The 15,196-nt window shown below is 29.6% G+C and carries 13 protein-coding genes; 2 read left to right on the top strand and 11 right to left on the bottom strand.

Annotated features, from left to right (window positions below):
- Positions 1-21 precede the first annotated feature (21 nt).
- The 7 genes from BQ5344_RS06315 to BQ5344_RS06285 all read right to left on the bottom strand — a co-directional run bounded on the left by BQ5344_RS06315 (position 22) and on the right by BQ5344_RS06285 (position 8,441).
- Positions 22-1,386, bottom strand: a complete 1,365-nt coding sequence (locus tag BQ5344_RS06315) for a sensor histidine kinase (RefSeq protein ID WP_021769204.1) — start codon at positions 1,384-1,386, stop codon at positions 22-24.
- 37 nt (positions 1,387-1,423) lie between these two features.
- Positions 1,424-2,107: a response regulator gene (locus BQ5344_RS06310; protein ID WP_071124617.1), complete on the bottom strand. Its 684-nt coding sequence runs from the start codon at positions 2,105-2,107 to the stop codon at positions 1,424-1,426.
- A gap of 37 nt (positions 2,108-2,144) precedes the next feature.
- On the bottom strand, positions 2,145-2,849 hold the full coding sequence (locus tag BQ5344_RS06305; RefSeq protein ID WP_071124616.1) for a UTRA domain-containing protein: 705 nt from the start codon (positions 2,847-2,849) through the stop codon (positions 2,145-2,147).
- A gap of 121 nt (positions 2,850-2,970) precedes the next feature.
- Positions 2,971-4,302: a citrate/2-methylcitrate synthase gene (locus tag BQ5344_RS06300; protein WP_071124615.1), complete on the bottom strand. Its 1,332-nt coding sequence runs from the start codon at positions 4,300-4,302 to the stop codon at positions 2,971-2,973.
- A 9-nt stretch (positions 4,303-4,311) separates the two neighbouring features.
- Positions 4,312-5,313, bottom strand: a complete 1,002-nt coding sequence (locus tag BQ5344_RS06295) for an isocitrate/isopropylmalate dehydrogenase family protein (protein ID WP_071124614.1) — start codon at positions 5,311-5,313, stop codon at positions 4,312-4,314.
- 129 nt (positions 5,314-5,442) lie between these two features.
- Positions 5,443-7,422, bottom strand: coding sequence for an aconitate hydratase (locus BQ5344_RS06290; protein WP_205407996.1), 1,980 nt, complete (start codon positions 7,420-7,422; stop codon positions 5,443-5,445).
- Between the two features lie 323 nt (positions 7,423-7,745).
- Positions 7,746-8,441 carry a phosphatase PAP2 family protein gene (locus tag BQ5344_RS06285; protein WP_071124613.1) on the bottom strand — a complete coding sequence of 232 codons (696 nt, stop codon included), beginning with the start codon at positions 8,439-8,441 and terminating at the stop codon, positions 7,746-7,748.
- 159 nt (positions 8,442-8,600) lie between these two features.
- On the opposite strand from BQ5344_RS06285, the gene BQ5344_RS06280 reads away from it, so the two are divergent.
- The gene (locus BQ5344_RS06280; RefSeq protein ID WP_021768721.1) at positions 8,601-9,248 is read left to right on the top strand and encodes a response regulator transcription factor; all 648 of its coding nucleotides are present in this window, start codon (positions 8,601-8,603) and stop codon (positions 9,246-9,248) included.
- Positions 9,245-10,546 (top strand): HAMP domain-containing sensor histidine kinase, encoded by a 1,302-nt coding sequence (locus BQ5344_RS06275; RefSeq protein WP_071124612.1) that lies wholly within the window; start codon positions 9,245-9,247, stop codon positions 10,544-10,546. Before BQ5344_RS06280 ends, BQ5344_RS06275 begins: the two co-directional genes overlap by 4 nt.
- Positions 10,547-10,616: 70 nt before the next feature.
- On the opposite strand, the gene BQ5344_RS06270 is transcribed toward BQ5344_RS06275, so the two are convergent.
- The 4 genes from BQ5344_RS06270 to pnp all read right to left on the bottom strand — a co-directional run bounded on the left by BQ5344_RS06270 (position 10,617) and on the right by pnp (position 14,966).
- A complete protein-coding gene (locus BQ5344_RS06270) occupies positions 10,617-11,759 on the bottom strand; it encodes a S1C family serine protease (protein ID WP_071124611.1) in 1,143 nt (380 codons plus the stop codon).
- A gap of 193 nt (positions 11,760-11,952) precedes the next feature.
- Complete coding sequence (locus BQ5344_RS06265) at positions 11,953-12,222, bottom strand: YggT family protein (protein ID WP_071124610.1); 270 nt, start codon at positions 12,220-12,222, stop codon at positions 11,953-11,955.
- 52 nt (positions 12,223-12,274) lie between these two features.
- Positions 12,275-12,823: a CDP-diacylglycerol--glycerol-3-phosphate 3-phosphatidyltransferase gene (gene pgsA, locus BQ5344_RS06260; protein WP_071125496.1), complete on the bottom strand. Its 549-nt coding sequence runs from the start codon at positions 12,821-12,823 to the stop codon at positions 12,275-12,277.
- Positions 12,824-12,866: 43 nt separating this feature from the next.
- Entirely contained in the window at positions 12,867-14,966 is a 2,100-nt protein-coding gene (gene pnp, locus BQ5344_RS06255; RefSeq protein WP_071124609.1) for a polyribonucleotide nucleotidyltransferase, read from the bottom strand.
- Between the last annotated feature and the right edge of the window lie 230 nt (positions 14,967-15,196).

Genomic DNA, 15,196 nt, shown 5'->3' with positions numbered 1-15,196 from the left:
TTTTTGTTTTTTATCTTACAATTAAATTTTTTCTAAAATTATTGTAAAAGTCGTCCCTTTTCCAATTTTACTTTCTACAAAAATTTCTCCATTATGCAGTTCTATAATTTTTTTTACCATTGAAAGCCCTAGTCCTGAATTATCACCGCTTTTGGAAGAATCCACCTGATAAAAACGTAACCATATTTTATCTAGCTTATCTTTTTCAATTCCTATTCCATCATCAGAAATTTTACTGATAATTTTATCATTTTCAGAAAAAAGCTCTATTGTTATTGTTCCATCTCGCTTTCCATAACAAATTGCATTTGAAATTAAATTTGTAAAAACACGAATTATCATCATTTCATCAATATTTGCATAAATTGCAGGAGCGATTTTTGTAATAAATTTTATATTTTTAGTATTTGCACTTGAAATCTGTGTTTCTATTGTCATTTCAATTAATTCACTTAAATCAATATGTTCCAACTTTAACTTTTGCTTTCCACGTTCCATTCTTGCTAAAGTTAGTAGCTGGGATACCAATTTTGACATTTTTTGCCCTTCCTTTTCGATAATTCCAAAGGACTTTTTAGCTTCTTCAATTGAATTTATATATCCTTTTCCATATTCAGCTTGTGTCAAAATTACTGTAATTGGAGTTCTAAGCTCATGTGAAACATCTGAAGTAAATTGTACTTCATTTTCAAAGGATGTCTGAAGTCTGTCAAACATGACATCAAAGGTATTTGCAAGTATATGAAGTTCGTCATCACCTTTTTTCAAATTAATTCGTTGAGATAAATCGTTACCTTCATTAATTTTTTCTGCAATTCTTCTAATTTGTTCAATCGGCCTAAACGCATTTCGTGTAATAACATAACCACCAATTGCTGAAAGTATAAGGAAAAATGGTAAAATTATAATAGAAATCTGGATAACTGTTTCAATCGCACTTGATTGGCCAATATTAGGCATTACACCTCTAATCCAGACTTTTCCATAGTTATCCAGCTTGATTGTTTTGTTATAAACATACCATTTCTGATTGTTACTCCTAATTATCATAATTTTATCGTCTTTAGATTTACTATTATCCATCTCAAAGCCATTTGGCGAATTTCCGTAAAGAAATTTAAAATCCTTATCATAAATAGCAATTTCCACATTTTGAATCATTGTATCAAAATTGCTGTTGATGATAATTTCTCCATTTTTTATAGTTAAATAGTCAAGTCTATGTTTGACTACATCTTTCAAATAAGTACGGACACTTGAATGAATAATATTTTCACTTATATAAAAAACTATAGCCAGCGATGAAAATACAAGCAAAATCATAATTCCCATGTACCATAAGCCAATTTTTAACTTTATTGAACTGTTATTAAAAAATCTTTTCATTGTTTATTTTTATTCCTTTTTATTTAAGATTTAAAACCTATTCAACCTTTAATACATATCCAACTCCACGAATTGTATGAATCAATTTAGGTTCAAAATCCTTATCAATTTTTCGTCTTAAATACCTTATATAAACATCAATCACATTTGTGCCACCTTCATAATCATAATTCCAAATATGCTGCTCAATTTGTTCCCTAGACAAGACACGCTCTTTATTCCTAATCATATATTCCAAAATCGTAAATTCCCTTGTTGACAATTTTATAGAAATTTTATCTCGAAAAACATCATGAGATTTACAATTAACAGTTAAATTTGCAATTGAAAAAACATTACTTGCATTAGAATTATTAGTTATCGGATTTCTACGTAAAAGTACTCTTATCCTAGCCATAAGCTCGTCAAAAGCAAATGGTTTCACAAGATAGTCATCAGCTCCATAGTCAAGCCCTTTTACCCTATCTTCTATACCATCCTTTGCAGTGAGAAGTAAAACTGGAGTTTTTATCCCTTTCTCCCTTATTCTTTTTAAAATTTCGAATCCATCTATTCCTGGAAGCATAATATCAGAAACAATAACATCGTATTCAGCTGAAAAAATGTAATCAAGTGCATCTTTTCCATTAAGACAGCTATCTACACAATATTTTTCTAATACCAGCTTTTTTACAATTATATCATTCAAATTTTTTTCATCTTCAATTACTAAAATTCTCATTATTCAAAAAACCTCCTTACAATTTTTTCTAACAGTATTATCTTTTGGCTACTGTTGAAAATGCAAATTTATCAGGTCTATAAGAATTTATACCATATTGAAATAAAGTTCCATTAGATAAGTATGTATGGCTTTCTATAACAACAACTGAATCAAAATTTTTTAAATCCATATATTTTTTTTCTTCTTCAGTTGCATATCTAAATTTTATTTCCCTTCGTGAATGTGATATTTTTAAATGTAATTTTTTTTCAAGATAATCATAAATTGAACTTTCAACAATTTTTTTATCCAAGAAAGGTACAACTCTTTTATCCAAATATGTAATTTCATACTCAAGTGCTTCCCCATCCAGTACACGAGTACGTGAAATCTTGTAAAATGAAACATCATCAGACACTTCAAAAACATCCATAATTTCCTTAATTCGACTAACAACTTCCATTTCAATTAAGTTAGTATGAATATCAATATTTTCAATTTTATTAAGTTCTTTTGAAGTTCTCAAGTTTGATAAACTATTTTTAAAACGTCCATTTTCTAAAACCATGGAATTTTTACCTTTTATTTTTTGAATATATCCATCTAATTCAAGCATGGAAAGTGCTTTTCTTATAGTATCTTTAGAATACGAATATTTATGTGCCAAATCTGATTCACTTTTTAAAAATTCTCTAGCCTTGAATGTCCCATTTGTTATTTTTTCTTTTATGTCATTATAAACTTCTTTATACTTGCTCACAGGCATATCTCCTTTCAAGAAATGTCAATTTTATTATAGCTCATAAATTGCAAAATGACAATGGCAAAAAACATATAAAAACAAGGAGAATAAAATTTTCTCCCTGTCTTAAAAAAAATAATTATAAAAATATATTTCCATCTTCATCAATTGCCTTATATGCTGGACGGATTAATTTTTTATCCACTAGAATCTGCTCCATCCTATGTGCATTCCAACTGGCTATTCTCGACAATGCAAATAATGGTGTAAATATGTTTTGTGGAATATCCAGAAGTTTATATACAAATCCTGAATACAAGTCAACATTTGCACAAATTTCAAAATCCTTGCCTTTTAATTCTTTTCCAATTTCTTTCGTAAATTTTTCAACATTTGAAAAAAGCTCAAATTCTTCAAGTGAATTTTTTTCCTTTGCCAGTTCATAAGCCTTTTTTTTCAAAATTTCAGCACGTGGGTCTGAAACTGTATAAACTGCATGCCCCATTCCATAAATTCGTCCTGTCTTGTCAAATGATTTTTTCTCAAATATTTGTTTTAAATATTCTTTTAATTTTATTTCATCATAAGGATTTGTATTTTTTTTAATATCTTCTATCATTTTTGTAACCATCGAATTTGCTCCACCATGCATAGGCCCTTTTAATGAACCAATTGAAGCAGAAATTGAAGAATAGGTATCTGTTTTTGTGGAAGAAATTACGTGCGAAGTGAATGTTGAATTATTTCCACCACCGTGTTCTGCGTGTATAACTAAAATTAAGTCCAGTATTTCAGATTCCAGTTTTGTAAATTTGCTGTCGCTTCTAAGCATATGAAGAATATTTTCAGCAATGCTATATTCCTCCATTGGATTATGAATTATCAAACTCTTTTTAAAATGCTTGTAATTGCATGCCTGATAACAGTATACTAATAAACTTGGAAATTTTGCAATTAAATTCAAAGACTGGTCTATCAAATTTGATAAACTCACGTCATCCGGATTTTCATCCAACGTGTACAGGCATAAAACAGCTCTTTGAAGATGATTCATTATATCTGTGCTAGGCTTTCGCAAGATAAAATCCTCTATAAATTCATCTGGCAAGTGCCTGTACTCTTTCAAGGTGCTTACAAACATCTTTAATTCAAAATTAGAAGGAACTTTTCCAAAAAGCAGCAAAAACATCGTTTTTTCAAAGCAAAATGTCTTCTCCTCCTCAAACTGTTCAACAAGTTTGTCAATCGAAATTCCCCTATAATAAAGTTTTCCTTTTTCTGGAATCTTTTTCCCTTTTTTGTTTACCGAATACCCTAAAACTGACCCAATTTTAGTTAATCCAACCAGAACCCCTGTCCCATTTTTATTCCTAAGCCCTCTTTTCACATCAAGCTTATTATAAATATCGTCTGAAATCGAATTATTCTGATTAAATAACGTGCCTAGCTCATTTATAAAATCACTTTTCATAATGCCCTCCTATCCTAAATTTTCAATAATTTTTTTTGTAAATTCAGTCGTTGTAGCATTTCCACCCAAATCTTTCGTTTTACACCCTTCTTTCAATGTCTTTAAAATAGCATTTTCTATATTTTCTGCAAAATCATTCAGCTTTAAATATTTTAGCATTTCTAATGAAGATAGCAGCAATGCCAAAGGATTTGCCTTATTTTTCCCCGCAATATCCGGTGCAGAGCCATGTACAGCTTCAAAAATAGCTATATCATCTCCTATATTTGCACCAGGGGCAACTCCTAGCCCTCCTACAAGCCCAGCCACCAAGTCCGATAAAATATCTCCGTATAAATTCATTGTAACAATTACTCTAAATTTTTCTGGATTTGTAACAAGCTGCATGCACATATTATCAACAATAAGTTCTTCCAACTCAATTCCTTCATAGTTTTTTGAAACTTCCCTTGCAATTTCCAGAAACATTCCATCTGTAAATTTCAGTATATTTGCCTTGTGTACAGCCGTAACTTTAGAAAGTCCGTTATTTTTTGCATATTCAAATGCACTTCTTATAATGCGTTCGCTTCCTTTTCTTGTAATTCGTTTTATGGCAATCGCGCTTGTCTTTTCATCATTTTCGTACTTTTCTTCACCAATATAAATCCCTTCGGTATTTTCCCTAAAAATTGCCAAATCAATATTTTCATACCGAGTTTTAATTCCCGGCAAATTTCTTGATGGTCTAAAATTCGTATATAAATCGTATTTTTTTCTAAGATACACATTTATACTTCTAAATCCTTTTCCAATTGGTGTTGTAATCGGTCCTTTTATAGCAATTTTATTTTTTTCAACACTTTTATAAAGGCTGTCTGGTATTAATTCTCCTGTTTTCTCATAAACATCTGCTCCTGCATTTTCAGTTTCAAATTCAACTGGAACTTTAACAGCCTTAAAAATTTCTACTAAGCTTTCAGATATTTCATATCCAATCCCATCCCCAGGTATTAATGTAACTTTCTTCATAATAAACCACTCTTTCTATTTTATTTTTCTATACGATTAAAACTTCAAAATTCAAAAATTAAAATTAACTTTCACAATTTCTATGTTTTTACCAACTTGATTTTGAGCAATAAAGCTAAAGTAAATATCTTAGCTTAAAAACTCATCACTTGTCGCAAATTTCAAGTAGCCACCAAATTTTAAGATTTTAAGTTCTCTCGCTGAACCATTGAATTTGGCAGGAAATTCAGTATTTTTAGTAATATTTTTTATTATAAATCTTCCATTTATCAATGAATTTAGAATGTCTGACAGCTGTAATTCATCATATTCATCAATTTTATCGTAATCTTCCGCGTTCTCAAATTCTAATGGTATAATTCCGCTGTTTATCAGGTTTGCCTTATGTATTCTTGCAAAGGATTTTGCAATAACTGCCTTTATACCAAGATAAAGCGGCAATAATGCGGCATGCTCACGGCTTGAACCTTGCCCATAATTTTCTCCACCGACAACTATTCCGCCATTATTTTTTTCAGCTCTTTCTTTAAAATCTGGAATTATTGTTTCAAAGCAATGTTCCGATAATTTTGGAATATTTGAACGGAATGGCAGTAATGCGGCATTTGATGGGCAAATATCATCTGTTGTAATGTTATCTCCTGTCTTTAAGATAACTTTACGTGCAATACTGTCCTGTAGCTCTTTCCCAATCGGAAATGGCTTAATGTTAGGTCCCATTACAATTTTTACTGCTTCTCTTTCCTTTTTTGCTTCCTCTTCATTTGGATTTGGGAAAATAAAATAGTTATCTGATATTTCAAATTTTTCAGGCTCTTCTACAATGATTTCTGCCCCCAATTCCCTAGGATCTGTCAAATATCCTGTAATTGCTGACGCAGCCGCTGTTTCTGTACTTACCAGATATACTCCGGCGCTCATTGTTCCACATCTTCCCTTAAAGTTTCTGTTAAATGTTCTAAGTGAAATTCCATCCGTCTTTGGCGCCTGCCCCATTCCAATGCAGGGTCCACAAGCGGCTTCCAACAATCTTGCTCCAGCCGCTATAAATTTTGCCAATGCACCATTTTCTGAAATCATTTTCATAATATTGCTTGAACCTGGCGATAATACAAGGCTCACATCTGGATGAACTTTTTTTCCGTCTAAAATTGCTGCAAGCTTCATAAAATCTGAATACGATGAATTTGTACATGAACCAATTGCAATCTGATCAACTTTTAATTTTCTGTCCTTTGGAATTTCATGCACATTGTCAGGACTATGAGGAAAAGCCGCAAGTGGTACAAGCTCATCCAGATTGACAACTAATTTATCATCATAAAACGCATTTTCATCAGGCAATAATTCTGCAAAATCTTCTCCTCGTGACTGTTTTTCCAAAAAAATCCTTGTTTTTTCATCGCTTGGGAAAATTGATGTTGTCGCCCCTAATTCAGCTCCCATATTTGTAATTGTCGCCCTGTCCTCAACTGATAGTGATTTAATACCTTCTCCAGTATATTCCATTACGTATCCTACTCCACCTTTTACTGTAAGCTGTTTCAAGACGTACAAAATAACATCTTTAGCTGATACCCAAGGCTGCAATTTCCCTATTAGCTCAATATTATAAACTTTTGGGACTTTCAAATAATATAGCCCCCGTGCCATCCCAATCGCAACATCAAGTCCTCCCGCTCCAATTGCAAGCATTCCAAGTCCTCCTCCAGTTGGAGTGTGGCTATCCGATCCAATCAGTATTTTCCCAGGCTTTCCAAATCTTTCCAAATGTAATCTGTGACAAATTCCGTTTCCAGGTTTTGAAAAAACTATATTGTGCTTTTCAGCTGATGTTTTAATAAACTCATGGTCGTCTGCATTTTCAAAACTAGACTGCAGCATGTTATGATCAACATAAGCCACAGAAATTTCAGTTGCAACTTTATCAACATCCATAGCATTTAACTGCAGATAAGCCATAGTTCCTGTGGAATCTTGTGTAAGTGTCTGATGAACTCTAACAGCAATTTCGTTTCCAGCCTTTAATTCACCTTTCAAAAGATTTTTAGCTAAAATCTTATACGTTAAACTCATATTATTAAAGTTCGAATTTTTACTCATAGACATAATATTGCCCTCCTTACATAACTTTTCAATCATAGTTCCATTATATTACTAATTATTAACTGTGTCAACGATATATATCATATATTTTTTATATAATTACATATATATTATAAATCTTTTATTCGAAGTCAATAAATTCAGTTTTTTTGTATATTCAAACTTTATTTTTTTATCAAACTTTTTATTATTTGAATATCAAATAAATTGTTTTGAAAAATATTATAAAAAATAACTAATATAATTTATATAAAAAAAGACTATCTTTAATAAATAGCCTTTTTCTATAAATTTCAATTAATTATTTTTCTTTGCTAAATTTTTGATTAATTGACTACTCTCAGTTTTCCTCTCTTTCGTTTACTTTTGCCTGTTTTTATAACTTTTTTATCATAAATAGGATCTTTTGCGTAACGTATTCCGTGAATTCTACTGTACACAAATTTTGCAATAAAATAAGAAATAATAATACTTGCAATAACATCAGTAGTCCAATGATATACCAAAGAAATTCGACTAACTCCTACTAAGAATCCTAAAATAAATAGTAACATTTTGAGAACTCTGTTTTTTATGAAAAAACTTAAAATCCAAATTGTTCCCCAAACAGTAATTGTATGTCCCGAAGGAAAGGAGGCATAGTCGCCTTCAAAAAGAAACTTATTTTTTATTAAACTTAAAACTCCATAAAATTTCTCTGGATTTGCAGTTATTGAAGGTCTCGCTCTTCCAAACAAAAGTTTAAATAAATTCACAGTAATTTGTGTAGAGAGTAAAGTAAAAAAGATACCTGCAATATATTTTTTAAAAATATGAGATTTCTTTTTGTTTAAAAAAATAAATAAAAATAATATAAGAACTAATGATAATTCAAAATATCCTTCTCCAAATTTAGTAATTGTACGAAAAAATTTTTCAATATTTTCAGAATTATAAAAAACACTAGACTTTGAAAAAAATGATAAATGTTTAAAAAAGAATCTGTCAATAAAAAAAATATGATTAGTTAGTTGCAATGGCATCACCTTCTCCTCTTTTATTTTAAATTAAATAAATTATTTTAAGATTATATCTTTTTATTTTCTTAAAATTAAGATATAATATCTTTGGTAAGGTAATAATACCACAAAAAATAAATTTAAAAATGAATTTAGTCTGAATAAATTTTAGAAAGGGAAAAAATGGGAAAAATACTGATTGTTGAAGATGATAAAAAAATTTCACGTATTTTGAAATTACAGCTAGAAAGAAAAAATCATGAAATAACAATAATTGAAAATGGAATTGATGCATTAAATGAAATTGACAGAAAAAGAGACTTTTATGACTTGATTCTTTTAGATTTGGGACTTCCTTCCATGGAAGGAAATGAAGTTTGCAAAAATGTACGAAAAATATCAAAAGTTCCCATAATTGTTGTATCTGCCAAAAACAATATAGAAGAAAAAGTTGATTTGTTAAAATCTGGAGCAAGTGATTATGTTACAAAACCTTTTGATTTTTTAGAATTAGAAGCAAGGATTAATATAAATATTAGAAAAGAGAAAATTTCTGAAATTATCTATAAGACTTTAAAATTAAATATGGAAAATTATTCTGCATACCTGGAAAATAATCTTATTTTATTAACAAAAACAGAATTTGAACTAGTAAAACTACTAATTGAAAATAAAGAAGAAATTGTTTTAAGGGATAAAATTGTTGAAAAAATATGGGGTTGGGAAGCAAGTGACAATCTTCTTGACAGCACAATAAAAAAAATAAGGCAAAAACTAGGAAAGGAAAAAATTAAAACAGTGAGAGGAATTGGCTACATTTTAAAAATATGAAAAAAATAAAAGACAAAATAATTATTGCAAATACAGTAAGCCTTGTTTTTATTTCCTTTATTATTATTTTATCAATGACAATTTTTTTGATTCATACAGCAGTTGAAGCTGAAACTAAAGAAATGGATAAATTACTTCCAACTGTTATTAAAAGATTGGATGAAGTTCCTGACTATAAGTTAAAAGAAACTTATAGAAATTATGATTATGCTGATAAAGAATATATTTCGCTTGCAGTCGAGAAAAACGGGAAATTCATTTATTTATCAGATGATAAAGATAGTTTTAAGTTAAAAAAATTTGAGTCAAATAAGCTTAAAATAAAATGGGACAGATTTATCTACAAAAAAATCTATGCTGGACACAATACAAAATATTATGCCATAAGAAATTTTGAATTTATGGAAGCACATGAACTTCTGTATGTTATGATTGCAATGTTTATTTTAATAACAATCTCAATTATTATAATTTCCAAAATCGTAGCAGAACATGTCCTGACTCCACTTTCAAATATAATTTCTCAAAGTAATGAAATGAGTAAACATAACATTGATTTACAGTTAACAAAGACACGAGATGATGAAATCGGAGAATTAATTGATGTTTTAAATGAAACTTTTAATAAAAAAAAAGAAATTATAAAAAGTCAAAAAGCATTTACTTCTAATGTATCACATGAATTAAAAACACCTCTTGCTATAATGAAAGGTTATTTAGATATACTAAAATGGGGAAAAGATGATAAAGATTTATTGAATGAAGCAATCGAAAATCTAAATCTTGAAGTAAAAAATATTGAAAGAATAATTAATACACTGTTTTTAAATTCAAATCTTGAAAAAATAACTGTGAAAAAAGAAATTACCGATGTAAAACAGCTTTTTAAGAAAATAAAAAAAGATTATGAACTTCTAAATATTAAAAATGAAATGATAATAAACGTAAATAATGAGGTAAATATTTTTGTTGATAAAAATCTAATTTCAGAAGCTTTGCGTGGATTAATTGACAACTGTATTAAATACTCCATAGGAAATATTGAATTAATTGCAAGAGAAGATGAAGTAGTCGAAATTATTGTAAGAAACTATGGAGAAAGGATCCCTGAAGAAGAAAAGAAAAATTTGTTTAATCGAAATTTTCAAGGTAAAAATGCTAAAAAAGGCTCGGGACTTGGACTTCCAATCATAAAAGATATAATTTTACTAAATGATGGAAAAATTGATTTAGAAAATAGAAAAGATGGAGTTGATGTAAAAATTCAGTTTAAAAAAATTAATTACGAAAATGAATAAATAGTAAAATAAAAAACAGGCTATCTCAATATTTGGGAAAAGCCTATTTTTTCTAATTTTTAATTGATAATCATCTTCTTTGTTGAGATCTTTGCTGTTGTTGATAGCTAAATGCTTCTAATTTCATAGAAATATTTTTTTCAGTTCCATTTGATGCTATTTTTAAATTAACTGTTTCACCAATTTTTTTAGCTGCAAGCTCTCCAATAAATGATCCTGCCGATGTTACACGTTTTCCATTGATTTCAAAAATTAAATCATTAACTTTTAATCCATATTTTGCTGCTGGTGAATTTGGATAAATTTGTTGAACTAAAATACCTGTTGAATATGAAATTCTTCTTTCTTTTCTTAATTCAGGTGTCAAATCTAATACAGAAATTCCTATGTATGGACGTTCATATTTTCCTGTTCTTATAATTGAATCTCTAACATTTTCAGCCAAGTTTGATGGAATTGCAAAACTTAATCCAACACTTCCACCATTTGGAGAATAAATAGCAGTATTTACACCAATAACATCTCCATTAATGTTAAGAAGCGGTCCACCACTGTTTCCTTGATTAATAGAGGCATCTGTCTGTATAAAGTTTTCAACTTGTTCAATTCCCAATGAACTTCTTCCAGAAGCTCCAACTACCCCAACTGTCATCGAACTATTCAATCCTAATGGATTTCCAAATGCAATTGCCCAGTGCCCAATTTTTATATTATCTGAATCAGCAAATTTTAATGGTTTAAATGTTCTATTTGCATTTACTTTTAAAATTGCAATATCTACTTCAGGTGAAGTTCCAACTAATTTTGCCAAATACTCATGTCCATCAGATAATTTCACATAAATTTCATCCGCTCCATCGATAACGTGATTATTTGTCATCATATATCCATCGCTTGAGATTACGAATCCTGAACCCAAACTTCCAGATTCACGTCTTTGTTGTCTTACCCCAGATGTTCCAAATAAAAATGCTTCAAGTGGATTATACGTTTGTACTACAATTGTTTTTTTCGTTCTTATATTTACAACTGAATCTTTTGCCTTTTCATAAACTGCTGAAAATGCATTTTGAGCACTATACATATCTCCTGTAACATTTGTATTTTGAACAATTTGCTTATTTTGTAAAATATTTGTATCATTTGAAACTGCTGCAGTTGCTGTAAGAGCAGTCGCTATAAATGATGTAGTTAAAAGCTTTTTTAATTTCATAATTTAAAATCTCCTATTTCATAAAAATTTCTATTTCTTAAATTTAAGTAATTTAATGTTAGTTATTGTACTCCTCTTTTCTTAGAAAAGTTAATATTCTTATTGTTTTTAATCTTAGTTCCTTTAATTTTTTGCTATTTCAAAATAAAATAACAAACTATAATTTAATTTTTCTATTCTGATTTTAAGATTTTTAAATTCCTCCAATAAAAACAACTCTCACAAATATTTCTCTTATTACCTTTAGTATCATTAAACCTAAAATTCCAGAAATATCTAAATTCATATTTCCAATCGGAATTATTATTTTGAACATTTTCAAATAAGGATCTGTAAATTTTCTAATCCATTGAAAAATCGATATTTGATTGTAGGGATCAATCCAACTTCCTAAAATATTTAGCAAAATAAGAATTGTGTATAAATCAAATATTTTTAGTATCATATCTACAATAATATACAAAATAGTACCTCCAAAAATTTAACCTTGAAAAAAATTTAAAGGTTTTCTTTTATTATTTATTTAAAACATTTTTACATTTTAAAACATATTCAACTCCTGAAACTATAGTCAATATTAACGGAATTAATAATAATATGTTGTTTATTGTAAAATTAAAAGGTATTAAAATTATTAGTGTAAGTGCTACCATTTGAGTAGCAGTCTTCCATTTTCCAAGATTCTCTGCCGCAATAACAACCCCTTCAGCCGCCACAATTGAACGAAGTCCAGTTATAAGCAATTCTCTAAAAATTATTATTATTACAAACCATAGACTTATTTGATTAAATTTTGCAAGCGTTACTAATGCCGAAATAACAAGTATTTTATCAGCTAATGGATCCAGTAATTTCCCTAAATTTGTAATTAAATTATATTTTCTTGCAATTTTTCCATCATAATAATCTGTAATAGATGCCCCTACAAAGATAATTGCTGCAAATATTCTCATCGTCACAGAAACTGCTGCATTATCTGGGACTTTCAGAGCTAAACTTAGAAAAATCACAAATGGTATAACCAAAATAATTCTTAATGTTGCTAATTTATTAGGTAAATTCATTTTCATTTTTTCCACACTCCCTAAATCATAGTAATATTCTAAATTAATTCAATGTTTTCATACTCAAGTTAAATTTGTCTTCGCTTTCCATTGAAATTACCTTGACTCTGACATTTTGGCCTTCTTTTAGTACATCTTCTGTCTTTTCAACTCTCTTATTACTAATTTCAGAAATATGTAAAAGCCCTTCTTTTCCTGGCAACACTTCCACAAATGCACCAAATTTCATCAGTTTTGTAACTTTTCCTTCATAAATTTCATTTAACTCAACTGACTGAGTTTGTCTTTTGACAAGTTCCAGCGCTTTTTTCATATTTTCAGATTCTTTTCCAAAAATTGCAACAGTTCCGTCATCTTCAATATCTATTGAAACTCCAGTTTCATCAATAATTGCTCTAATAACTTTCCCTCCTGGGCCGATAAGTCCAGCAATTTTATCAGGATTAATTTTAACAATCTCAATTTTTGGTGCATTTTCAGCGACTTGTGCTCTTGGCTCACTAATTACTGCTTCCATTTTATCAATGATGAACAATCTTCCTTCTAATGCCTGTCTTAAAGCAATTTCCATTATTTCCCTTGTGATTCCTTCAATTTTTATATCCATTTGAATCGCAGTAATTCCATCTTTTGTACCTGCAACTTTAAAGTCCATATCTCCAAGATGGTCTTCAAGTCCTTGAATATCAGTAAGTACTGTGAATGTTTCACCTTCTTTTATAAGTCCCATAGCAATTCCGGCAACTGTAGATTTTATCGGAACTCCAGCAGCCATTAATGCAAGCGATCCTCCACAAATTGAAGCCTGTGACGAAGAACCATTTGATTCTGTAATTTCAGAAACAAGCCTTACTGTGTATGGGAATTTGTCTGTATCTGGCATAACATATTTTAAGGCTCTTTCTGCCAAGTTTCCATGTCCTAGTTCACGTCTTCCAGGAGCTCTCATAAATCCAGCTTCTCCAACTGAATATGGCGGAAAATTATAATGCAGGAAGAATTTTTTACGTGTTTCATCTTCCATTCCATCAATAATTTGCTCGTCTTCCTTACTTCCAAGCGTTGCAACAACTAATGCCTGAGTTTCTCCACGTGTGAACAATGCAGAACCATGCGGTACTGGAAGTGTATCTATTTCTACATCAATTGGACGGATTTCAGTAGTTTGACGACCGTCAGCACGATATTGCTTATATAAAATAGCATCTCTGACAAGTCTTTTTTCAACATCTCTATAATATTTCTTAAATTCTTTTTCAAGATTTTCGTCAATTTCTTTATCTTCATTTTCAAGTTTTTCAACATATTTTTCAAAAAGTTCTATTTCTAAATTATCAATTGCCTCGTATTTTTCCAGTTTACCTGGTGTCATTATAGCCTTTTCAACTTCATTTTCAAAACTGTCAATAAATTCCTTGATTTCAGAATCTACTTCCTTTTTCTCAAATTCATATTTTTGTACATCAAACTGTTCTAAAAATTTGTCTTGCTCTGCACAAATTTCCTTAATTTTTTCATGCCCAAACATAATCGCTTCCAGCATAACTTCCTCAGAAACTTCCTTAGCTCCAGCCTCTACCATTGTTACAGCATCTTTTGTCCCTGCAACTGATAATTGAATTTCGCTTTCCAGCAACTGCTCTCCTGTCGGATTCAAGATGTATTCTCCATTAATGTACCCAACTGTAACTCCAGCCACAGTTCCTACAAATGGAATATCTGATAATCCTAAAGCGGCAGAAACTCCAATCGTAGCAAGATTTTCTGGATAATTTACTTCATCATAAGAAAGCACCGTAACTACAATATGTACTGCATTCAAAAATCCTTCCGGAAATAAAGGTCTGATTGGTCTGTCAATCAATCTTGAAATCAAGACTTCATCAGTTCCTGGCTTAGTTTCCCTTTTTATAAATCCACCTGGAAATTTCCCTGATGCATAAAATTTTTCAATATAGTCAACTGTTAAAGGAAAAAAATCCTGTCCTTCTCTGACATCCTTGCTCCTAGTCGCAGTAACTAAAAGCATTGTCCCTCCACATTGAACAACAACTGAACCTCCAGCTTGACGTGCGATTTTCCCTGTACTTATTTTAATTTTCTGGTTTCCTAAATTAAAACCATAAATTTTCTCTTCAAACATTTTTCCTCCTAAAATTTATTTATTTTTTAAGAAGGGAGCAAATAATAGTAAAATCTTTCATCAAATTTTTAATAAAAAACTTTACAATTACTTACTCAAAATACCTTCTTAAAATTTTTATAATTATACCATTTTTTCGTAATTTTTACAAATTTAAAAATTAAAGAAAATTAAAAACACAAAAACTTATTTACCTATTTGCTTATCATTTGATTAATAATAATTTTTTC

The organism is Leptotrichia massiliensis (assembly GCF_900104625.1).
GTDB classification, from domain to species: Bacteria; Fusobacteriota; Fusobacteriia; order Fusobacteriales; family Leptotrichiaceae; genus Leptotrichia; species Leptotrichia massiliensis.
This window is presented reverse-complemented; position numbering and strand designations above follow the sequence as displayed.